Annotated in this window: 24 protein-coding genes; 18 read left to right on the top strand and 6 right to left on the bottom strand. The window is 62.9% G+C overall.

Annotation, left to right across the window (positions count from 1 at the left end; genetic code table 11):
* Positions 1 to 643: 643 nt before the first annotated feature.
* From AB6M95_RS15960 to AB6M95_RS16000, 9 genes are all read left to right on the top strand, one after another.
* Positions 644 to 1,174: a TlpA family protein disulfide reductase gene (locus tag AB6M95_RS15960; protein WP_371387743.1), complete on the top strand. Its 531-nt coding sequence runs from the start codon at positions 644 to 646 to the stop codon at positions 1,172 to 1,174.
* A gap of 6 nt (positions 1,175 to 1,180) precedes the next feature.
* A complete protein-coding gene (locus AB6M95_RS15965; RefSeq protein ID WP_371387744.1) occupies positions 1,181 to 1,639 on the top strand; it encodes an N-acetyltransferase in 459 nt (152 codons plus the stop codon).
* A gap of 15 nt (positions 1,640 to 1,654) precedes the next feature.
* Positions 1,655 to 2,185, top strand: a complete 531-nt coding sequence (gene hpt / locus AB6M95_RS15970; protein ID WP_371387745.1) for a hypoxanthine phosphoribosyltransferase — start codon at positions 1,655 to 1,657, stop codon at positions 2,183 to 2,185.
* Positions 2,186 to 2,218: 33 nt separating this feature from the next.
* Positions 2,219 to 3,454, top strand: a complete 1,236-nt coding sequence (locus AB6M95_RS15975; protein WP_371387746.1) for a DUF3426 domain-containing protein — start codon at positions 2,219 to 2,221, stop codon at positions 3,452 to 3,454.
* A gap of 315 nt (positions 3,455 to 3,769) precedes the next feature.
* Complete coding sequence (locus AB6M95_RS15980; protein ID WP_371387747.1) at positions 3,770 to 4,072, top strand: AtpZ/AtpI family protein; 303 nt, start codon at positions 3,770 to 3,772, stop codon at positions 4,070 to 4,072.
* Positions 4,044 to 4,457 (top strand): ATP synthase subunit I, encoded by a 414-nt coding sequence (locus tag AB6M95_RS15985; RefSeq protein WP_371387748.1) that lies wholly within the window; start codon positions 4,044 to 4,046, stop codon positions 4,455 to 4,457. Before AB6M95_RS15980 ends, AB6M95_RS15985 begins: the two co-directional genes overlap by 29 nt.
* A 26-nt stretch (positions 4,458 to 4,483) precedes the next feature.
* Positions 4,484 to 5,206 carry a F0F1 ATP synthase subunit A gene (gene atpB, locus AB6M95_RS15990; protein ID WP_371387749.1) on the top strand — a complete coding sequence of 241 codons (723 nt, stop codon included), beginning with the start codon at positions 4,484 to 4,486 and terminating at the stop codon, positions 5,204 to 5,206.
* Between the two features lie 73 nt (positions 5,207 to 5,279).
* Positions 5,280 to 5,591, top strand: a complete 312-nt coding sequence (locus AB6M95_RS15995) for an ATP synthase F0 subunit C (RefSeq protein WP_371387750.1) — start codon at positions 5,280 to 5,282, stop codon at positions 5,589 to 5,591.
* Between the two features lie 115 nt (positions 5,592 to 5,706).
* Positions 5,707 to 6,339, top strand: a complete 633-nt coding sequence (locus AB6M95_RS16000; RefSeq protein ID WP_071545634.1) for a redox-sensing transcriptional repressor Rex — start codon at positions 5,707 to 5,709, stop codon at positions 6,337 to 6,339.
* 383 nt (positions 6,340 to 6,722) lie between these two features.
* On the opposite strand, the gene AB6M95_RS16005 is transcribed toward AB6M95_RS16000, so the two are convergent.
* On the bottom strand, positions 6,723 to 7,409 hold the full coding sequence (locus tag AB6M95_RS16005) for a response regulator (RefSeq protein ID WP_371387751.1): 687 nt from the start codon (positions 7,407 to 7,409) through the stop codon (positions 6,723 to 6,725).
* Between the two features lie 291 nt (positions 7,410 to 7,700).
* On the opposite strand from AB6M95_RS16005, the gene AB6M95_RS16010 reads away from it, so the two are divergent.
* From AB6M95_RS16010 to AB6M95_RS16020, 3 genes are all read left to right on the top strand, one after another.
* Positions 7,701 to 7,916: a hypothetical protein gene (locus AB6M95_RS16010; protein WP_371387752.1), complete on the top strand. Its 216-nt coding sequence runs from the start codon at positions 7,701 to 7,703 to the stop codon at positions 7,914 to 7,916.
* Between the two features lie 145 nt (positions 7,917 to 8,061).
* Positions 8,062 to 9,249 carry a GGDEF domain-containing protein gene (locus AB6M95_RS16015; protein WP_371387753.1) on the top strand — a complete coding sequence of 396 codons (1,188 nt, stop codon included), beginning with the start codon at positions 8,062 to 8,064 and terminating at the stop codon, positions 9,247 to 9,249.
* Between the two features lie 136 nt (positions 9,250 to 9,385).
* On the top strand, positions 9,386 to 9,832 hold the full coding sequence (locus tag AB6M95_RS16020) for a VOC family protein (RefSeq protein ID WP_371387754.1): 447 nt from the start codon (positions 9,386 to 9,388) through the stop codon (positions 9,830 to 9,832).
* 63 nt (positions 9,833 to 9,895) lie between these two features.
* Here AB6M95_RS16020 and AB6M95_RS16025 read toward each other — a convergent pair whose 3' ends face one another.
* Positions 9,896 to 11,059, bottom strand: a complete 1,164-nt coding sequence (locus AB6M95_RS16025) for a DegT/DnrJ/EryC1/StrS family aminotransferase (protein WP_371387755.1) — start codon at positions 11,057 to 11,059, stop codon at positions 9,896 to 9,898.
* A 130-nt stretch (positions 11,060 to 11,189) separates the two neighbouring features.
* On the opposite strand from AB6M95_RS16025, the gene AB6M95_RS16030 reads away from it, so the two are divergent.
* The 3 genes from AB6M95_RS16030 to hisG all read left to right on the top strand — a co-directional run bounded on the left by AB6M95_RS16030 (position 11,190) and on the right by hisG (position 13,591).
* On the top strand, positions 11,190 to 12,227 hold the full coding sequence (locus AB6M95_RS16030) for a PrsW family glutamic-type intramembrane protease (RefSeq protein WP_371387756.1): 1,038 nt from the start codon (positions 11,190 to 11,192) through the stop codon (positions 12,225 to 12,227).
* A gap of 111 nt (positions 12,228 to 12,338) precedes the next feature.
* Entirely contained in the window at positions 12,339 to 12,716 is a 378-nt protein-coding gene (hisI, locus tag AB6M95_RS16035) for a phosphoribosyl-AMP cyclohydrolase (protein ID WP_371387757.1), read from the top strand.
* Entirely contained in the window at positions 12,713 to 13,591 is an 879-nt protein-coding gene (hisG, locus tag AB6M95_RS16040) for an ATP phosphoribosyltransferase (protein ID WP_371387758.1), read from the top strand. The genes hisI and hisG overlap by 4 nt, the downstream gene beginning before the upstream one ends.
* Positions 13,592 to 13,998: 407 nt before the next feature.
* Here hisG and AB6M95_RS16045 read toward each other — a convergent pair whose 3' ends face one another.
* Genes AB6M95_RS16045 through AB6M95_RS16055 form a run of 3 tightly spaced genes read right to left on the bottom strand, consistent with a single transcriptional unit; the run spans position 13,999 to position 16,192 of the window.
* Positions 13,999 to 14,724 carry a TerC family protein gene (locus tag AB6M95_RS16045; protein WP_371387759.1) on the bottom strand — a complete coding sequence of 242 codons (726 nt, stop codon included), beginning with the start codon at positions 14,722 to 14,724 and terminating at the stop codon, positions 13,999 to 14,001.
* 58 nt (positions 14,725 to 14,782) lie between these two features.
* Positions 14,783 to 15,403: a class I SAM-dependent methyltransferase gene (locus tag AB6M95_RS16050; RefSeq protein ID WP_371387760.1), complete on the bottom strand. Its 621-nt coding sequence runs from the start codon at positions 15,401 to 15,403 to the stop codon at positions 14,783 to 14,785.
* A gap of 3 nt (positions 15,404 to 15,406) precedes the next feature.
* Positions 15,407 to 16,192, bottom strand: coding sequence for a substrate-binding periplasmic protein (locus tag AB6M95_RS16055; protein WP_371387761.1), 786 nt, complete (start codon positions 16,190 to 16,192; stop codon positions 15,407 to 15,409).
* A 140-nt stretch (positions 16,193 to 16,332) separates the two neighbouring features.
* On the opposite strand from AB6M95_RS16055, the gene AB6M95_RS16060 reads away from it, so the two are divergent.
* On the top strand, positions 16,333 to 16,992 hold the full coding sequence (locus AB6M95_RS16060; RefSeq protein WP_371387762.1) for a Crp/Fnr family transcriptional regulator: 660 nt from the start codon (positions 16,333 to 16,335) through the stop codon (positions 16,990 to 16,992).
* Here AB6M95_RS16060 and AB6M95_RS16065 read toward each other — a convergent pair whose 3' ends face one another.
* Positions 16,993 to 17,241 (bottom strand): hypothetical protein, encoded by a 249-nt coding sequence (locus AB6M95_RS16065; RefSeq protein ID WP_371387763.1) that lies wholly within the window; start codon positions 17,239 to 17,241, stop codon positions 16,993 to 16,995.
* Positions 17,242 to 17,499: 258 nt separating this feature from the next.
* Between AB6M95_RS16065 and AB6M95_RS16070 the strand changes: the two genes are divergently transcribed.
* Positions 17,500 to 18,249 carry a hypothetical protein gene (locus AB6M95_RS16070; protein WP_371387764.1) on the top strand — a complete coding sequence of 250 codons (750 nt, stop codon included), beginning with the start codon at positions 17,500 to 17,502 and terminating at the stop codon, positions 18,247 to 18,249.
* Between the two features lie 299 nt (positions 18,250 to 18,548).
* Positions 18,549 to 20,426: an anaerobic carbon-monoxide dehydrogenase catalytic subunit gene (cooS, locus tag AB6M95_RS16075; RefSeq protein WP_371387765.1), complete on the top strand. Its 1,878-nt coding sequence runs from the start codon at positions 18,549 to 18,551 to the stop codon at positions 20,424 to 20,426.
* The last annotated feature ends 262 nt before the right edge of the window (positions 20,427 to 20,688 follow it).

Raw genomic sequence — 20,688 nt, forward strand, 5'->3', positions numbered from 1 at the left:
AAAGTTCGTTTTTCTCATTTGTAACACCCTATTTATACAAGTGGTACCTCTCTTGACGAACTTGAGTCAACAATGGGCTATAGTCAATTGGTGTTATTCGGTTGTGCGGCTCCTACATAATGCCGTTTGAAAAGGGTTTTCCTCCCCCCTTCCCCCGGACCCCCATCCCCTCTCCCTTCCTAAACTTTTTGGTGCCGCTTCGCGGGGTGGGCCGCCCAAGACGCCCTCTCGCTCAACCTTGTGCGAGGTCCCCGTCACCCCCTGGAGCGATTCGGGTGCGCAGCACCCGACAGCGGCTCTCCGCCAGCCCACCGTCCTCGGTATAGGCTTTGATTCGCCCCGTCCTGGGGCTCACCCCTACGAGGCGTTGTGGAAAGACCGCAACGCCCAAATCCGCTGTCCTGCGGATTTGTCGAGAGTGGGTCAGCCGTGCATTTTCTTCCAGGGGGCTTTCACCGCAGCGTATTGCGGCATACGTGAGGATGAAAGCCCCCTGGAAAAAATGTGCAGATGCGCCGCTATCGGAGGCCGTCCCGAGAAAGTTTCTTGACCAAGGGGGCGGTCAAGTGTTTTGAGAGAGGGCCTTACTTCAATTTGGTATTCAACTCTGGTAGAGTGGCCAAAACCACTCCCGAGGTGCTTCATGAAAAAAATGTGGCTTATCACCGCCCTGGCCCTGGGGCTTCTGGCCCTGACCGCCTGTTCGGGCGAATCCGGCGACGACGCCAAGACCGGCGGGGCGGCCATGGCCCCCTCCCACGCGGCGGCCTCGTCCGCCAACGGCTCCTTCCCCTTCATGGGCGAGGCCGAACTCGACCAATATCTCAAGGCCAACGCGGGCAGGCCCACCATGCTCTTCTTCTGGGCCTCCTGGTGCCCCTCCTGCAAGCAGCAGATTCCCGAACTGGAAGCGCTGCAAAAGGACAAGGGCGAACGGCTGAACCTTGTGGCCCTGTCCGTGGACGAGAGCGAGGACGCGCTCGACCGGTACATGGCCAAGCACCCCATGGACGTGCCCGTCTACTGGGGCAACCAGGACCTGGCCCGCAAGTTCCGGGTGGAGGCCATCCCCACCCTGGTCATCTTCGACAAGACCGGCAAACAGATCTTTTCCCAGGCAGGGGTGTTCCCCGCCTCCATGCTCGGCGCCATGGCCGACAAACTCAACCAGTAGAAGTACATGATCCGCAAGGCACGCATAGAGGACGTCAAGGCCATCCACGGGCTGCTCATGCTCACCGACCAGCATGACGGCCTGGTTCTCCCAAGGTCGTTCAGCCAGCTCTACTCCCACCTGCGGGATTTCCTGGTGGTCACGGACGACGACGGCACGATCATCGGCTGTTGCGCCCTGAACATCATCTGGGACAATCTGGCCGAGATCCGCTCCCTGGTGGTCACCTCGACCCACCGGGGCAAGAACCTCGGGCGCAAGCTGGTCGAGGCCTGCCTGTCCGAGGCGGTCACGCTCGGCATCTACAAGGTCTACACCCTGACCGAGGTCCCCGGCTTCTTCGCGAAGGTCGGCTTCGTGCAGGAGGAGATGGACACCCTGAATCAGAAGATATTCCTGGACTGCCTCAACTGCCCCAGGTTCCCGGACCACTGCAACGAAGTGGCCATGATCATCAACCTGTAAACCCCCGACAGCGCAATGGCACACAAACTCACACCCTTCATCACAGCCGAGCAGATCGCCGAACGCAATGTGGAACTCGGCCGCGAAATCACCGAATCCTACTCCGGCGACGAGCCCCTGGTCTGCATCTGCGTGCTCAAGGGCGCGTTCCTCTTCTTCGCGGACATCATCCGCAGAATCGACCGGGAGATCGAGATCGACTTCGTGCGGCTGGCCAGCTACGGCTCGGCCACGTCCCGCTCCGAGGACATCGTCTTCTCCAAGGATCTGGAGATATCCATCGAGGGCAAGGACGTCCTGGTCATCGAGGATATCGTGGACACCGGCCACTCCATGGACTTCCTGCTCCACGTGCTCAGGCGGAGAAACCCAAAGAGTTTGAAAATTTGTGCGCTTATTGATAAGCATGAGCGACGGGAAAAAGCCGTGACCGTCGATTTCGCCGGTTTCAAGCTGAGCGACGGGTTCATCGTCGGCTATGGCCTGGACTATGACGAGCGGTACAGGGAATTGGGCGGAATTTTCGAGCTGTCCAACGAGTCTTAGAGCCAATTAACCGGATTTTCTGGAGATCTTGCTATGATCGTCACCTGCCCGAATTGCGAGACCAGCTACAATCTGCCCGATGAGAAAATTCCTGCCTCCGGGGCCAAGGTCAAATGCTCCAAGTGCGCGCATGTGTTCAAGGTCGAGCTGCCCCCGGCGTCTCCCGAAGAGGAGGTCGAGGCCCTGCTCGAGGATGAAGGCAGCGGCGTGGGCACCGACGCGGGCGAGGCGTTCGACGAGACCTTTGACGACGTGGCCGCCGGCATCGCGGACGAAGCGCCCGGCAAGCCCGAGCCCCCGGCGTCCGACAGGGCCGACGAGGTCGTGGAGGACATGCCCGACACGGACGACCTGTTCGACGACGCCGACGAGGAGCCCGAGGCCCCGGCCGAGGCCGGGGAGGACGAGGACGACCTGTTCGCCGACCTGGGCGGAGAGGACGAGGAGTCCGACGACCTGTTCGCCGACGAGGGCGGCGGGGGCGACGACGCCGACGATCTGTTCGCCGACGAAGGCGATGAGGACGACGGTGATCTCTTCGAGGACAACGACGAGGCCGAGACCGACGACTCCAAGGCGCTGTTCGGCGCGGACGAGGACGGGGACAGGGAGGAAGAGGACGACGGCGTGACGGGCGGGCTGGGCGGCAGCCTGGAGCTCGACGAGGCGCCCGAGCCCGGCAGCCGGAAATCCCTGGGCTGCCTGATCGTCCTGCTCGTTCTGGCGGTGGGCATCGGCGCGGCCATCTACTTCCGGGTCTGGTCCTATGCGGGCGTGGACCTGGGCGACATGCTCAAGAACGTGCCCTTCGTGGGCCAGCTGTTCATGGAGAAGACCGGCGGCGACGAAGAGCCGGCCCCGGGCGAGTCCCCGGCCGAGCGCGTGCGCAAGATCGAGCTCAAGAACGTCAAGCAGTACTACGTGGCCAACGAAAAGGTGGGCAACCTGTTCGTGGTCGAGGGCAAGGCGGTCAACAAGTTCTCCAAGCCCAAGGAGCGGATCAAGGTCGAGGTCATCCTCTACGACGCGTCCAACAACGTCCTGACCTCCCAGTCCTTCCTGTGCGGCAACGTGCTCTCCCAGTTCCAGCTTCAGGTGCAGACCGAGAAGGAGATCAAGGACGGCCTGGCCTCGGACGTGGGCATCCTGTCCAACAACACCTTCATCCGGCCCGGTGCGTCCACGCCGTTCATGGCCGTGTTCTTCGCCCCGCCCGAGGGGGTCAAGGAGTTCATGGTCAAGGTGGTGGACGTGGGCGACCCGAAATAGGGAGCCCGGCGGTTCGAAAAGCGGAGAATTCTGCGGGTGGACGCTGGCGTCCACCCGCTTTTTTACCCACCCGGAACAAAAAACGGGATAATTTTCACATACAGCCTGTTTTTTAGGCTTAACCAGCCGGAACCACTGACATTGTGGGCACGGTTCAAAGCGCGGAAAAGTCCCGTCGTTTCGGAAAAATACGTTGACGGGAATCGACGGCGTGTGCTACTTCTCCTCCACTTGTGAAGGATTGCACGAAATGCCGGTGCAGGGTGTTTGACAGCCTTTGGCGTGCGTGGGAAACAATCTTCGCGAGGTTCGAACATGCTCTTTTCAAAAGACGACAAGGTGGTCAGGATCACCCAGCTGGGTGGCGTCGCCGGAACGATGGGACTGCACATCGTGTCGGCCACCGTCGTCGGCCTGACCATCGGGTATTTCCTGGATGACTACTTCGGGACCAAGCCCTGGCTGATCATGATCTTCTTCTTTTTGGGGGTGATCGCCGGGTTCAAGATGATGTTCGAGGATTTCCGACGTCTCCAGAGGCGTGAAGAGGCAAGTAAAGCAAGTTCTTTGAAACAGGACGGAGAAAAGAGTGCTGGGCAGGATGAACCAAAGGCTTGAGCGGCTGCTCGTCAGGAGCGGCTTCACCAAACCGGACGTACGCATCGTTGTCCGCAATCAGATTTATGTGTCGCTGGGGTCCTCTCTAGTGATCATGCTGGTAACACTGTTTTCCCGGTGGTCCCTGGCCTATCTGGCGGGGGCGGTCATCGCCCTGGTCAACTTCTGGACGCTCGCCCGCGTGACCCAGTCGTTGGTGTACGATCAGAAGCGAGGACCATATCTACTGTTTGTCATATTCATGGGAAAAATGACTCTGAGCGGGCTGGCCCTCTGGTGGCTGATCGGAGTCGAACGGGTTCCCCACTGGGGGTTGATAGCGGGTCTGGGCACCGTGGTCATCAACATCACGGCAACGGGTCTGAGTCAGTTGGGGAAGAAATAGCCGAGCTGCTTTAAGGAGGCTTCGATATGGGTTTTTCGGGCGGGTTGCCGCATCCTCTCTTGTACATGGACATGCTGAAAAGCATCGGTCACTGGGGCGCGCACGTTGAACAGGCTCTCCATGTGGACAGCATCAACCACGTGCTCTACATGTGGCTGGTCATGGCCATCATCCTTGGCCTGGGCATGATGGTCCGCAGCCGCTTGCAGCTGGTTCCCGGCGGCATGCAGAACGTGTTCGAGACCATCATCGGCGGGCTGGAGGACTTCGTTGTCGCCAACCTGGGCGAAGAAGGCCGTCAGTTCATCCCGCTCCTGGTCACCATCTTCATTTTCATCCTGGGCATGAACTGGCTCGGCCTGGTGCCGGGCTGCGACGCGCCCACCGCGAACATCAACACGCCGGCGGCCATGGCCATCATCGTGTTCTGTTTCTACCAGTTCGTGGGCATGAAGAAATGGGGCTTCGGCTACATCAAGCACTTCATGGGCCCGGTCGGCTTCCTGGCCCCGCTCATGCTCATCCTTGAGCCGATCTCCCACCTTGCCCGTCCGCTCAGCCTGACGCTTCGTCTCTTCGGCAACATCCGCGGCGAGGAAATCGTCCTGATCCTGATGTTCTTCCTGGCGCCGGTCTTCGGCTCCCTGCCGATGTACTTCCTGTTCATCCTGGCGAAGACCATTCAGGCATTCATCTTCTTCATGCTGACCATGCTGTACCTGCAGGGTGCCATCGAGCACGCTCACTAGAGGAAGACTGCTTAACTTGGGGAAATGGTCCTTGGACCAAAACAATATTACGTATCCATTTTGGAGGATTTACATGAAAACTGCTAAGATTCTGTTCACCACCCTGGCTATGGTCCTGGTTTCTTCCGTCGCTTTCGCCGCCGAAGGCGCCGCTGACCCGGTCATGGCCGCCAAGGCTTACGCCACCGCCATCGGCATGGGCATCGCCGCCGGTCTGTGCGGTATCGGCCAGGGCATGGGCGTGAAGGGCGCCTGCGAAGGCATCGCCCGCAACCCCGAAGCCGGTGGCCAGCTGTCCACCACCCTGATCCTGGGCCTGGCCTTCATCGAGTCTCTGGCCATTTACGCCCTGGTCGTCAACCTGATCCTGCTCTTCGTCGTCTAGTTTCAGGTTTACGAAAAGCTTTTGAAGGGGAGGCTTCGGCCTCCCTTTTTCAGCCTCTTTCACGTTCAGATTTTCACATGGCTGGGCCAATCTTGACCGGGAAGAGCAATAAGATATGAAAAGCGAACACATCCCCAAAGCGACCATCGGACGGCTTGCCGTCTACATCCAGGTCCTCGAGAACCTGCTGCGGGACGGCAACGAGGTTATCTCCTCGGAGCGTCTGGCCCGGGCCTGCTCGGTCAACTCGTCCCAGATCCGGAAGGACCTTGCCTACTTCGGTGAGTTCGGCGTCCGCGGCGTAGGCTACTACGTCCAGGAGCTGATCACCTCCATAAAGCAGTCGCTCGGCATCGACCGGCAGTGGAAGTGCGCCCTGATCGGCGTGGGCAACATGGGCAGTGCCCTGCTCAGGCACCACGATTTCGAGAAGCGCGGGTTCAAGATCTGCGCGGCCTTCGACTGCGACCCCGACAAGATCGGGCTCGAGTTCGAGGGCATGGAGATCGTCTGTCCCACGCACCTCAAGGAGCAGGCTCCCGAACTCAACCTCGAGATCGGCATCATCGCCACGCCGCCGGATCGCGCCCAGCGCGCGGCCAACCACCTGGTGGAGGCCAACATCCGGGGCATCATCAACTTCGCCCCGTCGAGGATCAATGTGCCCAAGCACATTCCCGTGGAGTACGTGGACTTCTTCGACCATCTCTATTCCATTGCGTTCCAGATAACCCTGGGCAACGACTAGCTTAGGGATTGCGGGGTTCCGCCCCGCGCCCCTGTTGGAGAGCGCGCCTTTGGCGCGCCCTTTGTACTTGGGGGCGTACGGCGTGCTCGCGGCCAGCATGCGTAAGAGCGCGCCTGCGGAAAAGGACGTCGTCGTAAAGGCGAAATCCAAAAATAAGGCGGACAGTCGAAAGCACCGACGCGGATGCGCGGACATTCTCCCGCGTTTAACAAGGCCCGTCGCGAGGCGAACCGCCACACCCCCGTCGCGGATGCGCGGACAATCCCCCGGCGCTACTACCTCTTCCCGCAAGCTTCAAGCCGAGCCCCGGCCATCCGGCACCAATAGAAAAGCCCCGGCGAGTTGAACTCGTCGGGGTTTCGTCTTTGGCGTCGGGTGCCGGGCTAGGCCTTGAAGCGGTAGCCCACGCCCCGGATGGTCTCGATCCAGGGGGCGTAGGGGCCGAGCTTCTGGCGCAGCCTGCGTACGTGGGTATCCACGGTGCGGGAGTAGCCCTCGAAATGGGTGTCCCAGACCGTATCCAGGAGGTTGTCACGGGTCTGGACCTTGCCCGCGCCGGACACGAGCACGGTCAGGAGCTTGAACTCCGTGGCCGTGAGGGCCGTCTCCTCGCCGTCGATGGTGATCTGGTGCGCTTCGAAGTCGATGCGCAGCCCTTCGCGCTCCCACAGCTTGGGGGCGTTCGGTTCGGGTGCGCCGTAGCGGCGCAGGATCGCCTTGATGCGCAGGACCAGCTCGCGCGGGGAAAAGGGTTTGACCACGTAGTCGTCGGCCCCGAGCTCCAGGCCCACGATCTTGTCCACCTCTTCGCCCTTGGCGGTGAGCATGATGACCGGGATGCGGGCCGTGCCGGGGTCGCCCTTGAGTTGGCGGCAGACCTCAAGGCCGTCTGTGCCGGGCATCATCAGGTCGAGCAGGATGATGTCGGGCTTGAAGGCGTGGGCCAGGTTCAGGCCGAGCTGGCCGTCCTCGGCTGCGGCCACGTCGAACCCGGCGGCGGTGAGGTTGTATTTCAGCAGTTCACGCGTGTCTCTGTGGTCTTCGACCACCAGGATTTTCTGGGCTGACACTGTTGACTCCTTTCGGTGTGATTGGGACTGCTATACCCCATGTCTGTAACAATCAGTGTTACATATGGGCAACAATTTCGCAACTTGGCATCCCTGTGGCATCGTTTTGGAAACAGGGAGAGAAGCGCGATCGCGGCCGCGTGCGGGGCCGCGCCAGGCGGCGTCGCGACTGTGGGGTAACCGGCTGAATTCATGCGGCAACAATCTCGCGAACGGGCATAAAGCGGAAGGCCCGCGCGGCCGATAAGTAGGCATCGGCCGGAACCATCAAGCATCATCGGAGCACGCCGTATGTATTACCACGGATTCGACAAGAAATTTCCCTCGGGGAGCAAGTACTGGACCCTGTACGACGACCAGCTCATCGGCATGCTCTTCTCCAAGATCGTGAACAAGACCGTCAGCGTGGAGGCGGGCGTCGCGAGTCGGGAAGGCATGGTGGACGAGATGGTCCAGAATCTCTTCGACCTCTGTTTCTACATCAACAAGGACTTCCACGACTGCTAGCCCCGCGCGGAAGCGGTACGAAGAGCCCGGTTCGCCGGGCTTTTTTTATGGCCGGGAGGGTAATAATTGACTGTGCTGCGGACTTGGGCAAGAGTCCGTATTGTACGGACAGCCCTTATGACAGCCAGAACCAGGGGACCAACCCATGCACATGCAATCCAAGCTGACCGCGAGTTACGTATTCATCGGTCTCGTAAGCTGCCTGACGGCCCTGTTCATCGCACGGGACATGATCCGGAGCGAGTTCAGGGAGTACGCCCTGCAGGAGGAGCTCGCGCTGTTCCGCGCCGACCTGGCGGAGTACGCCGGCCGGTACGGCGGCCTGGAGCGGGCCATGCATATGATGCCGTTCAGCACCTTTGCGGCCCCGGCCGAAGCGACCAGGCGGTGGCAGGGCCAGCCGTTCCGGTTCCTGGCCCTGGACGAGGCGGGGAAGGTCCTGTTCCCGGCTGGCGGGTTCAAGGCCGGGGAGACCGTGCCCGGCGAGGTCCTGGCCCGGGCTCTGCCCGTGATCGTGGACGGCAAGGTGGTGGCCCTGGCCGCGCACACGGGCCTGGGACGGCTGGTGGCGGGCGACGCTGCCTTCCTCGGCATGGCCGATTCGGCCTTGATCATCGGGGGGGCGGTCGCGACCGTGCTCGCCGCGCTCTTGGCGCTGGCCTTCGGGTGGCGGCAGTCCGCCCCGACACGGAGCCTGATCGGGTCCTTGCGTTCCACGTGCGACAGGGAGGGCGAAGATGCCTGCATCGAGGTGCCCGAGGACGACGAGATGGGCGAACTGATCGAGGCCTACAACGTCATGCGCCAGGAGCTGGCCCGCTGCCATCTCGAAATAAGCGAGTTGTCCGTGCTCGACCCCCAGACCAACTTGTACAACCGCCGCCATTTCGACGAGCAGGCCCGGCAGTTCTTCGAGAGCGCCAAGCGCTATGAGCAGCCCATGTCCCTCGTGATGGGGGACCTGGACCATTTCCGGATCCTGAACGAGACCTTCTCCCGCGAGGTGGGGGACATGGTCCTGGAAAAGGTGGCCGAGCTGTTCACCCGGAACACCCGCAAGAGCGACGTGGTCGCCCGGTACGGGGGCGAGGAGTTCGTGGTCCTGTTCACCAACACCGTCCGCGACAAGGCGGCCATCGCCTGCGAGAACATCCGCCGCGCCGTGGAGGAATACCCCTGGGAAGAGTTCCATTCCGGCCTGAAGGTCACCCTGTCCATGGGGTTGGCCGACAACACGGACGCGGACAGCGCCGCCTCCATGGTCTCCCGCGCCGACCAGTTCTTGTCAGCCGCCAAGGCGGACGGCAGGAACCGACTGGCCGGGGCCGGGTAGGCCCCATCGGCCGACACCGCCCCCGCATGCATCCGCCGCGGATCGCAGCGGGAAAAGACGCCTGCCTTCAAGGACGGTGCAGGATATTCTTGCGCCGGTAAAAGAAGAACCCCCCTTAACACACTGAGAGATACATATGCCGCATACCATGCCGGATGGAATCAACGTATTGTTTGTCGCCGGGTTCGGACCCATTGTGACCGACCAGGAGAAGAGTGAACGGCTTTATAAGGATATCCTGGGCCTGCCGCTGGCCTCGATCGAAGGGTACTCGGGTTATCTGTATTCGGCGGACATCCAGGGAGTGAAGCACTTTGCGCTCTGGCCGCTGGACAAGGCGGCGCTCTCCTGCTTCGGCAAGCCCGAATGGCCAGAGAACCTGCCCGTGCCGCAGGCGTGGCTCGAGATCGACGTCGCCGATATCGAATCCGCGACGAAAATCCTGGAAGCGCACGGGTATGAACTCCTGACGCGCCTGCGGGAAGAGCCCTGGGGGCAGACCGTCACGCGTTTCCTCAGCCCGGAGGGCATCCTGCTCGCCGTTGCCCATACGCCCTTTTTGCGGGACGAGGAGACGGACTAGGCGCGGCGGAAGGGCGAACCTCTCCCTGGGCGGCCGGCATGCTGTCTTCCGAGCGTTGCGGCGCTAGGCCCCCAGGCAGAGGTTCACGGCCTCGATCACGTCGGCTACGTCGTCGTCGGTCAGCTTGGCGGACAGCGGCAGGCTCAGGGTCTCGCGGCCCAGGGCCACGGCGTGGGGGGTGTCCTCTAGCTTCCAGCCGTAGCGGTCCCGGTAGTAGGGGTGCTCGGGCACGGCCAGGTAGTGGACGCCCGCGCCGATGTTCTCCTTGGTCAGGCGGACCAGGAACTGGTCGCGGTCCAGCCCGCAGGCCACGGGGTCGATCATCAGGGTGTACAGGTGCCGGGCATGGCGGGTGTCCGGCTCTTCCGGGGCCGGGGTGCCCACGGGCAGGGCGCGGAACGCCTCCTGGTACATGTCCCAGATCTCGCAACGGCGCTTGAAATTCTCTTCCACCCGCTTGAGCTGGTGGATGCCGATGGCCGCCTGGAGGTCCATCATGTTGTATTTGAACCCGGCATGGACCACCTGGTAGTGCTTGTATCCCTCGTCCGAGAACCGTTTCCAGGCGTCGGCCGACATGCCGTGCAGGCCGAGCACCTTGATGTCCTGGATGTCCGCCTCCGCGCGGGCGACGACCATGCCGCCCTCGCCGGTGCAGACGTTCTTGGTCACGTAGAACGAGAAGCAGCCGAAGTCGCCGAAGGTGCCCGCGTGTTGCCCCTTGTAGGTGGTCTCGATGGCGTGGGCGCAGTCCTCGACCACCTTGAGGCCGTGCTCGTTCGCGATGGCCATGATCGGGTCCATGTCGCAGGAACGGCCCGCGAAGTGCACGGGCAGGATGGCCTTGGTGCGCGAGGTGATCTTTTCGCGGACGGCCTCCGGGTCGATGTTCTGGGAGACCGGGTCCACGTCGGCCAGCACGGGCGTGCCCCCGGCGTGGATGATGGCGTTGACCGAGGCGCAGAAGGTCAGCGGGGTGGTGATGACCTCGTCGCCGGGCTCAAGCCCCAAGGCCACCAGGGAGAGGTGCAGGGCGGCGGTGCAGGAGTTGCAGGCCGCCGCGTGGGAGGCCCCGACATAGGCGGAGAAGTCCTTCTCGAACCGGGCCACCTTGGGGCCGGTGCCGAGCCAGCCGGACTTCATGGAGGCCACGACCTCGTCTATCTCCTCCTGGCCGATGAGGGGGGAGCCGAAAACCAGAAAACTATCCTTGGAACGAACGGGCATGTCCGTATCTCCTTGTATGGGTTGCGTGAGGCGAGGTTTAGCAGATTCCCGCCGGGGGGTAAACGTTGACCGCGCAGCCCGGCGTCGGCTATCCAATACGGGTCGCGTTCAAACCTGACAAGGGGCTGCCGTGGATTTTCTGCTCTTCCTCATGGCCGTGGTGCCGTCCGCCGTGCTGCTCTGGCTGTTCGTGTCGAGCGACAAGTATCCGGAACCGGCCGGAGCCCTGGTTTCGTCCTTTCTCCTCGGGGTGCTCATCGTCCTGGGCATCTACCTGCTCTATCCGTTCCTGTCCCTGGTGGCCTCGGGTCTGCCTGCGGACAACCCCTACGTGGTCGGCGCGACCCACGCCTTTCTCCTGGCCGCCCTGCCCGAGGAGGCCTTCAAGTTCATCGTGCTGCGGCGCTACTGCGTCAACCACCCGGCCTTTGACGAGCCCATGGACGGCATCGTCTACGGGGTGACCGTGTCGCTGGGCTTCGCCACGGCCGAGAACCTGCTCTACGTCCTGGACGGGGGCATGCACGTGGCCGTGGGCCGGGCGTTCCTGGCCGTGCCGTGCCACGCCCTGGTCGGCGCGGTCATGGGCTACCACGTGGGGCTGGCGGCCTTCTCGCGCGGCGAGCGCAGCGGGCTCTACGCCAAGGCGCTGCTGCTGTCCATCCTGTTCCACGGGCTGTACGATTTCGTGCCCCTGACCTTCCGCAACGCCGAGGCCATGGGCGTGGCCATCCCCGGGCCGGTGGCGCTCGGCATGAACGTCCTGTTCGGCGCGGTCCTGTTCGTCCTGGTCCAGTACGTGGCCGTGCTGACCCGGTCCATGAAGGCCATCCAGCGCGAACAGACCGGGCCGAGCTTCGGTTTCAGCCGGGTCCTGCCCAACCGGGTGCGCAACCTGGACCCAGCGGTCCGGCGCAGCCGGGTCAGGCGGTGGATCAAGGCGTACAAGGACGAGACCGCGCCCATGGACCTGCTTTTTTCCGCCCTGTGCCTGGCGGGCGTGTTCTGCGCCCTGGCCGGAGCGGCCCACATGGGCGCACCGGGCGACCCGCTGTCGCGCGTCTCCCTGATCGTGGCCGTGATCTTCTTCGTTTACGGCATCGGGTTCGCGGCGCGCGGCATGGGCAAGCTCACGGTCAAGCTCCTCCGGGAGCGGGACGGCCGGTGACGATCGGGTGACGCCCGGGCGCGCAGGTTGCGCTTTGGCAATGCATTGGCTATATAGCCTGCCCCGGCCCAATACCGGGCCGATGAAACACATCTGATACGAGGTACCGCAGTGATCAGACCAGATTTCGAAAAGATGAACGGACTTGTGCCCGCCATCGCCCAGGACGCCGAGACCGGCGAGGTCCTGATGATGGCCTACATGAACGAGGCTTCATGGGATAAGACCTTGGAGACCGGCGAGGCCCATTACTGGAGCCGCAGCCGTCAGGAGTTATGGCATAAGGGCGGTACCTCGGGCCATACGCAGAAGGTGAAGTCCATCCGCATTGACTGCGACGACGACACCTTGGTACTTCTGATCGAGCAGATCGGCGGCGCGGCCTGCCACAAGGGCTACCGCTCCTGCTTCTACCGCGAACTCAAGGACGGCGTGGAGAGCGAATGCTCGCCCTACGTCTTCGACCCCAAAGAGGTATATAAGAAATGAGTGAACAATTCCTCCGACTCGGCGTTCCCAAGGGCTCCCTCCAGGACGCGACCATAAAACTGTTTGAAAAGGCCGGCTGGAAGATCAAGCTGCACGAGCGCAACTACTTCCCGGATATCGACGACGACCGCATCAAGTGCTCCCTGGCCCGTGCCCAGGAGATGTCCATGTACGTCGAGAACGGCACCTTCGATGTCGGCCTGACCGGCATGGACTGGATCCGCGAGAACAAGTCCGACGTGGTCGTGGTCGACGACCTGATCTACTCCAAGGTCTCCAACCGCAAGGCCCGCTGGGTGCTGTGCGTGCGCGGCGATTCCCCGTACAAGCGGCCCGAGGACCTGGACGGCAAGAAGATCTCCACCGAGCTCATGGGCTTCACCAAGGAGTACTTCGAGTCCCAGGGCATCAACGTGGACGTCTCGTTCTCCTGGGGCACCACCGAGGCCAAGGTGGTCGAGGGGTTGTGCGACGGCATCGTCGAGATCACCGAGACCGGCACGACCATCAAGGCCAACGGCCTGCGGATCATCGCCGAGCTGATGCAGACCAACACCCAGATCATCGCCAACAAGGACGCCTGGGCCGACCCCAAAAAGCGCCAGCTCATCGAGGAAATCAACCTGCTGCTTCAGGGCGCCCTGCGCGCCGGCAAGATGGTCGGCCTGAAGATGAACCTGCCCAAGAACAAGCTGGCCGAACTCAACGGCACGCTCCCGTCCCTGAACTCCCCCACCGTGGCCGAGCTCCAGGACCCCAACTGGCTGTCCGTGGAGGTCATGGTCGAGGAGAAGATCGTCCGCGAACTGATCCCCCGTCTGGTCAGCTTCGGCGCCGAGGGCATCATCGAGTATCCGCTCAACAAGGTCATCTAAACGGACTGACCCTGTTTTTGAAAGAACGGGCCGGGAGAAGCGTTGCTTCTCCCGGCCTTTTTGTTTTGTCCGCGCATCCGCGTCGAGGCTTTTGGTTGTCCGCCTTACATTGTGTTTTGCCTTTACGGCGACTTCCTTCTTGCTGGCGCAGAAAAAAGGCAGCAAAAATTGCGCTGTGGTGCCAGCGCAGCGAGCCTCGATTCGGGAGCCGACCCGAGCGGATCAGCCTCTTATCCCCCGATCTCCGGGCGGCCGCGCTCCCCTCCAAGGCCCTTTTTTTCGTCTATTTTTTGGGGCCAGTAAAAAAATGGACCCCGCCGGGAGGGCATGGAGCAAGGGCAGGGGCGAAGCCCCGCACAGCGGCTCTCGCTCCACAGGCGCGCTCTTCTCTTCCCTTTCGCCTGAGCTCAGGAAGCGGCCGCCTTCCCCCGCTTCCTGACCTTGAGATTCATGAACTCCACGAACAGGGAAAACGCCATGGCGAAGTAAATGTAGCCGCGATCAATGTGCTTGTGCATGCCCTCGGCCATGAGGAATATGCCGACCAGCAACAGGAAGGAGAAGGCGAGCATCTGCACCGTGGGGTGGGCGGACACGAAATCCGAGACCGGCCCGGCGAACAGCAGCATCACCCCCACGGCGATGACGATGGCCGCGATCATGACCGTCAGGTGCTGGGCCATGCCCACGGCGGTGATGACCGAATCCAGCGAAAAGACCATGTCCAGGAGCACGATCTGGATGATCGCCCCGGCATAGGAGTGCACGGCGCGGGCCGCGCCTTCGCCCGTGGGCGGGCCCTCCAGCTTGTCGTGGATCTCGTGGGTGGCCTTGGCCAGGAGGAACAGGCCGCCGGTCAGCAGGACCACGTCCCGGCCCGAGACCACATGGCCGAACACGGTGAACAGCGGGGCGGTCAGGCCCATGATGGCCGAGATGGCCAAAAGCAGGGCAATGCGGGTGATCATGGCCAGGGCGATGCCCAGCCGCCGGGCCGTGGCGCGGGCGGCCTCGGGCAGCTTGTTGGTGACCACCACCACGAAGACGATGTTGTCGATGCCGAGTACGATCTCGAGCCCGGCCAGGGTGATCAGGGCGATGAGGTTTTCCAGGGTCCACAGTCCTTCGAACATGACGCTCCCTCGGTCGGAATTTGCAGTGGGTATACTATGCGGAATGCCGGGCGCGAAATCAATCGGTCCGGGACGCCTCGGCCGCGTACAGGCCGACCCAGCCGTCCATGAAGGTGCGCTCAAGTTGCGCGGAAAGCCCGGCGCTGACCAAGAGCGGGACCGCGCCGCCGCTCGCCATGTACTCCAGGAAACGGGCGTGGTGGTCGCGTCCGGCCAGCCGCTCCACCAGCCGGATGGCCCGGCCCGTGAACCAGGACTGGTTCGGGCCTGACGGCAGGTAGTCGGCGACCAGGACGGGCCCGCCGGGCCGGACCACGCGGCGCGCCTCGTTTAGGATGGCGCGGGCCGTATCGAACGGTTTCTCGTGCAGGGCGAAGCTGATGGCCGCGCCGTCGAAACTGTCGTCCGGCAGGGGCAGGGCGGAGGCGTCGGCCAGGAGGTACTCCGCGCCGGGCCGCTTGGCGCGGGCCACGGCGAGCATGTGCGGCGAAAGGTCCACCCCGGTCACTGCCAGGCCGCTTTCCAGGGCCTGCCCGGCCAGCAGGCCGGTGCCGCAGCACAGGTCCAGGACGGTCCCGGCGGTTCCAGCCAGGCGTTCGGCCATGGCCCGGTGGATGGGGCGCAGGGGGCGGCCCACCAGGGGATCGTACAGGGAGGCGATGCGGCCGTATTCGTCCATGGGTCAGGGTGCGTCGGCGTCCAGGATGTGCCGGATGCGGTCCTCGGGCAGCCCGTATTTCCTGAAGATGGCCGCCAGTTCCCCGGACGCGGCCATCTCGGCCATGCGCCGGTCGAAGATGTCGCGCAGCCGGGCACCCTCGGCGTTGGGAGCGAAGATGGGGACCACGTCCATGCTCCTGAACCGGGCGAAGCCGAATTCGGTCAGGGGCAGGCCGGTTTTCCGGACGGCCGACTTGAGCAGGGTCTCCTCGCCGATGACGTAGCGCACGTGCCCCCGGTCGAGCATGTGGATGGCCGAGGTCCGGTCGTAGGTGGGCTGGGGCCGGATGGACACGGGCAGCAGCTCCTCGAAGTCGAAGCCGAACAGGTGGGCGACCTTCTGGTCCGCCAGGTCCTTGAGCCCGGAGAACCCGTCGGCGGCACGGTAGGCCACGACCAGGTCGCAGGCGAAGATGACGGACCGGGCCGACTGGGCGTCGTGGTCCCTGGCGGCCAGGCTGCACTGGATGCGCCCCTTGGCCAGTTCGCCGCGGGCGCGCCGGTACGGCATGTCCTTGTGCACCAGATCGTACCCGGCCGGGGCGAGCGCGGCCCGGAGCACTTCGGTGATGTATCCGGTGTTGTCGTTGCGCACCGCATGCCCGTCCTCGGGCATGCCGAAGACGCAGACCGGGGCGTCACGCCAGTCGTCCTCGGGCGCGCCGGGCACGTCGGGCGCGCCGGGCGCGGCCAGGGAGAGCTGCGCGGTCAGGAGCAGGGCGAACAGGACGCCGGGAAGTACCCTCAAAGGTGTCATGAACAGGATTTATACCACTCCCGGAGAATCAAGTCACCCACATTGCCCGGTGCCGGACCGGAACAAGGCCGCTCCTCAATGGACGGCGGCTCGGCAAACGTGCTACCGAGGATGACCAAAGGGGGGAAGGCATGAAATTCACCGGGGTCAATCTGCTCGATGAACTGGACCGGCCGGAGCTGGCCGATCTGCGTGCGGTCTTCCGCAAGCGGTCCGTGAGCAAGGGCGAGGTCGTGTTCCGGCCCGAAGGGGACGAGGATCTGGTCTTCGTGGTGGCCAAGGGCCGGGTGCGGGTCTACCTGGCCTACGAGGACAAGGAGTTCACCCTGGCCATCCTCAACCCCGGCGATCCCTATTCCACCCACTCCGGGTGCTACGTCCAGGCCCTGGAGGACGCCGAACTGCTGCTCACGGACGTGCGCTCGGTCAAGCGGTGCATGACCGACATCCCGCTGTTCACCCGGACCATGGTCCGCGTCCTGGGCCACATCCTGCGCAACTCGTTCTCCATCATCGGCGGGCTGGCCTTCAAGGACATCTACAACCGGCTCATGGACTACATCCTGAACGAGGCGCGCGCCTCGGGCACGCCCGAGGACGGCGGGCGGCTGCTCAAGCTGAACCTGACCATCGAACAGCTTGCCCAACTCATGGGGGCCACCCGTCAGACCGTGTCCACCCTGCTCAACGACATGGAGCGCGCGGGCCTGATGTTCAAGCGCGGGCGCGGCATCTATTTCATCCCCGACCTGGACGCCCTGGCCCAGGCCGCCGGGGATGAAATGAAGTGATCAATCGAACCAGTTGGTTATGCGCTCATAGACCGGCCCGTTGACGACGAGGTCGCCGCTCGCCGGGAAGTCCCCCCGCCAGAAGCGGGCGCGGTTGTTGATCGCCCGGAGAACGTCCCTGGCCTTTTTCTCCGAAATGCCGAGTTCGCCCACAATGTCGGCAACCGTGAAGCGGAAGGAATCGTCGCCGTCGCTATATCCTTTCCTGAGGAAGTCCAGAGCCCCTTTGATGTCCTGATGGTTTGCCATGTTTTCTCCTCGGCGTGTTGCATGGTTCGATGTTCGCGTTCGAATATTCCTTTGCATTTACCGTTATATTCATGGACAGGCCATGTCACCCGGAAAATGTATTTTTTTTGGAAGTTGCCGGCGCTTTCCGTTAGGCTGCTTCTCCACCGGCATTTTGCGGGGCCGCCGACCGGGGACGGACGGAATCCATCCGTGAGCCGTCGAGCCCCGCCCGGAGTATGGGAATATTGCATCATGCGAGCATGACAGGAGGACATTATGGAAGAAAAGGACCAGAAAACGCTGAGGAAGCACACCGAGAGCATCCTGTTGTCTATGCTGACGTTCGCTACGGAACGGCGTTTCCTGCAGCACGTCTCAAGCAACGACTATCAGGACTGGCGGGACGTCAGCGATCGTTTGTCGCACGACAGCGAGCAGGTGCTTGGCTTCGGCATATCAACCGGCAAGAAGATCATTGCGGTCGGCGAAGACAGGGACAACGAGTACATGCAATCCGGGAAGCTGTTGAATCCTGACGAAATCGTGTATGCCCTCGGCCAAGATATCTATGCCGACCCGCTTCAGGTGTATCTGTTTTCGATTCTGGAGGAATATGGCCGGTACGTGCGCAGGCTCGTCAAAGGCGGGGATTTTGAAATAACGGATTATTGGCACAAGGGCGTCAGATCTTCGATGGATGCGGACTCGGCCGATGACATCCGGGAAGCCAGGAACGGCATAGGGGGACAACTCGGCATACCATCAAGAGGACTTTCGGATGAACTGATGGCCGGAATGATTCGTCTCAAAAAGAGCAGGAATCGTGTCGCACACGGTGTTGATGCGCATATCGTCGAAGAGCTTGATATCCAGGGGTACGTGCAGCAGAGGGAAGCCCGGCTCTCCTTCGAAGAGGCATTGGACGTGGTTGCCGGGCTTATTCTTCAAATATACTACTCCGCGTCCGGGGATCGGGCGCCGATGACCCTCTACCCCTTTGAGGACTTCGAAGCCCAATATGGATAACGGAAGGAGTCGGACGGGCAGTCTCCGGCCCGGCTTTTCGTCTGCACGACTTTTCATGCGTGCACCGTATTTCCCCGAAATTTGCCCTCCTCTCGCCCGATTTTTTGAAAAAAAGACTCCATAACGCCCGTTTTCCGCATCATTTTTTGGATAATTCCATATTTCCACCTCTTTTGTCGGCTGGGCGACATACGGGATCCCTTTGATCTGGTACGCTGAACCCCACTATCGGCATCACCAATTGTACGGCCGGGGGGTTGCATCGATCAGACCCGGCAAAAAGGGATAGGAGGTACATTTTGGCTAAAGAACCGAGACCTGTTGATGAACTGACCATTTGGGACGACGCCAAGGCCATGCTCAGGAAGGCCCGCGCCGAAGGCATCCAGACCGTGCACGACCGGCTGGACCGGCAGACCCCGCACTGCAAGTTCTGCGAGCTGGGCACCACCTGCCGCAACTGTACCATGGGCCCGTGCCGGGTCAGCGAGAAAAACCCGCTGGGCGTGTGCGGGGCCGACGCCGACGTCATCGTGGCCCGCAACTTCGGCCGGTTCGTGACCGGCGGCGCGGCCGGGCACTCCGACCACGGCCGCGACCTCATCGAGGTCCTGGAGGCCATCGTCGAGGGCGAGACCAAGGACTACAGGATCACCGAGGAGAACAAGCTGCGCGCCATCGCCGGGGAGATCGGCATCGAGACCGACGGCCGCCCGACCCTGGACGTGGCCCGCGACGTCATGGAGTGCTTCTTCGCCGACTTCGGCTCGCGCAAGAAGGAGGTCTCCTTCCTGTCCCGCGTGCCCCAGGTGCGCAAGGACAAATGGGCCGGGCTCAAGATGACCCCGCGCGGCGTGGACCGCGAGATCGCGGAGATGATGCACCGCACCCACATGGGCTGCGACAACGACGCGCCCAACACCCTGATCCACGCGGCCCGCACGGCCCTGGCCGACGGCTGGGGCGGCTCCATGATCGGCACCGAACTGTCCGACGTCATCTTCGGCGTGCCCACGCCCAGGATGTCCACGGCCAACCTGGGCGTCATCAAGGCCGACAAGGTCAACCTGCTGGTCCACGGGCACAACCCCGTGGTCTCCGAGATGGTCCTGGCCGCCGCCCGCGACCCGAAGCTGGTCGCCCGCGCCAAGGAGCTCGGCGCCACCGGCATCAACGTGGCCGGGCTGTGCTGCACCGGCAACGAACTGCTCATGCGCCAGGGCATCCCCATGGCGGGCAACCACCTGATGACCGAACTGGCCATCATCACCGGCGCGGTGGAGGCCATCGTGGTCGACTACCAGTGCATCATGCCCTCGCTTGTCCAGATATCCGGCTGCTACCACACCAAGTTCATCGACACCGCCAACAAGGCGCGCTTCACCGGGGCGATCCACTTCGATTTCCAGCCCAGGACCGCCATGAGGCAGGCCAGGGAGATCGTGTCCATCGCGGTAGAGGCCTTTGCCCAGCGCGACGCGAGCCGCGTCGACATCCCCGGCGAACCCGTCGACATCATGACCGGCTTCTCCAACGAGGCCGTCATCGCCGCCCTCGGCGGCACCCTCGACCCGCTGGTCCAGGCCATCGCCTCGGGCGACATCCGGGGCGCGGTCGGCATCGTGGGCTGCAACAACCCCAAGATCAAACAGGACTCCATGAACGTGCAGCTCGCCGAAGAGCTGATCAAGAAGGACATCCTCGTGCTCGTCACCGGCTGCGTGACCACCGCCGCGGGCAAGGCGGGCCTGCTCGTGCCCGACGCCATCGAAAAGGCGGGCCCGGGCCTGAAGAAGGTCTGCGGCGCGCTCGGCATCCCGCCGGTCCTGCACTACGGCTCCTGCGTGGACAACGCCCGCATTCTCCAGCTCTGCGCGGCCCTGGCCAACGCCTTGAACGTGGACATCTCGGACCTGCCCGTGGGCGCCTCCTCGCCCGAATGGTACTCCGAGAAGGCCGCCGCCATCGGCCTCTACGCCGTGGCTTCGGGCATCTACACCCACCTGGGCCATCCGCCGAACATTCTCGGCTCCAAGACCGTCACCGACCTGGCCGTGTCCGGCCTCGAAGACCTGGTCGGCGCGACCTTCTTCATCGAAGGCGATATGCTCAAGGCCGCCGACATGTTCGACGACCGCATCAAGGCCAAGCGCAAGGCGCTCGGCCTGAGCGAGTAGGAATGCCTCCGGCGGCCAGAGGGGAAACTTTTGAAAAAGTTTCCCCTCTGGACTCCCCTTCAAAACTTTTTGTATGCGCATCCGCGCGTGCGGGAGGGAGCGAAGGGGAGTGCCGGGGCTCCTCCTCTCCTGTGTTATCGGCCTTACGACAGGACACTTCGCCGCTTCCGTTCACCCCTCGCGAAGCGACACGAAAAGTTTAGGAAAAGGAGGGGATGGGGGTCCGGGGGAAGGGGAGGAAACAACCCTTTTCAAAGGGTTT

The sequence above is a fragment of the Pseudodesulfovibrio karagichevae genome (genome assembly GCF_041414475.1).
Taxonomy (GTDB): domain Bacteria; phylum Desulfobacterota; class Desulfovibrionia; order Desulfovibrionales; family Desulfovibrionaceae; genus Pseudodesulfovibrio; species Pseudodesulfovibrio karagichevae.

Bases quoted from the DNA above. Each gene is read 5' to 3' on its own strand.
- AB6M95_RS16065 (WP_371387763.1), bottom strand. From the start codon at position 17,241: ATGGCAAACCATCAGGACATCAAAGGGGCTCTGGACTTCCTCAGGAAA.
- hpt (WP_371387745.1), top strand. From the start codon at position 1,655: ATGGCACACAAACTCACACCCTTCATCACAGCCGAGCAGATCGCCGAA.
- AB6M95_RS16020 (WP_371387754.1), top strand. From the start codon at position 9,386: ATGCCGCATACCATGCCGGATGGAATCAACGTATTGTTTGTCGCCGGG.
- AB6M95_RS15960 (WP_371387743.1), top strand. From the start codon at position 644: ATGAAAAAAATGTGGCTTATCACCGCCCTGGCCCTGGGGCTTCTGGCC.
- AB6M95_RS16060 (WP_371387762.1), top strand. From the start codon at position 16,333: ATGAAATTCACCGGGGTCAATCTGCTCGATGAACTGGACCGGCCGGAG.
- AB6M95_RS16045 (WP_371387759.1), bottom strand. From the start codon at position 14,724: ATGTTCGAAGGACTGTGGACCCTGGAAAACCTCATCGCCCTGATCACC.
- AB6M95_RS16000 (WP_071545634.1), top strand. From the start codon at position 5,707: ATGAAAAGCGAACACATCCCCAAAGCGACCATCGGACGGCTTGCCGTC.
- AB6M95_RS15995 (WP_371387750.1), top strand. From the start codon at position 5,280: ATGAAAACTGCTAAGATTCTGTTCACCACCCTGGCTATGGTCCTGGTT.
- AB6M95_RS16025 (WP_371387755.1), bottom strand. From the start codon at position 11,059: ATGCCCGTTCGTTCCAAGGATAGTTTTCTGGTTTTCGGCTCCCCCCTC.
- AB6M95_RS15980 (WP_371387747.1), top strand. From the start codon at position 3,770: ATGCTCTTTTCAAAAGACGACAAGGTGGTCAGGATCACCCAGCTGGGT.
- AB6M95_RS16070 (WP_371387764.1), top strand. From the start codon at position 17,500: ATGGAAGAAAAGGACCAGAAAACGCTGAGGAAGCACACCGAGAGCATC.
- hisG (WP_371387758.1), top strand. From the start codon at position 12,713: ATGAGTGAACAATTCCTCCGACTCGGCGTTCCCAAGGGCTCCCTCCAG.
- AB6M95_RS16010 (WP_371387752.1), top strand. From the start codon at position 7,701: ATGTATTACCACGGATTCGACAAGAAATTTCCCTCGGGGAGCAAGTAC.
- AB6M95_RS15975 (WP_371387746.1), top strand. From the start codon at position 2,219: ATGATCGTCACCTGCCCGAATTGCGAGACCAGCTACAATCTGCCCGAT.
- AB6M95_RS16015 (WP_371387753.1), top strand. From the start codon at position 8,062: ATGCACATGCAATCCAAGCTGACCGCGAGTTACGTATTCATCGGTCTC.
- AB6M95_RS16050 (WP_371387760.1), bottom strand. From the start codon at position 15,403: ATGGACGAATACGGCCGCATCGCCTCCCTGTACGATCCCCTGGTGGGC.
- AB6M95_RS15965 (WP_371387744.1), top strand. From the start codon at position 1,181: ATGATCCGCAAGGCACGCATAGAGGACGTCAAGGCCATCCACGGGCTG.
- atpB (WP_371387749.1), top strand. From the start codon at position 4,484: ATGGGTTTTTCGGGCGGGTTGCCGCATCCTCTCTTGTACATGGACATG.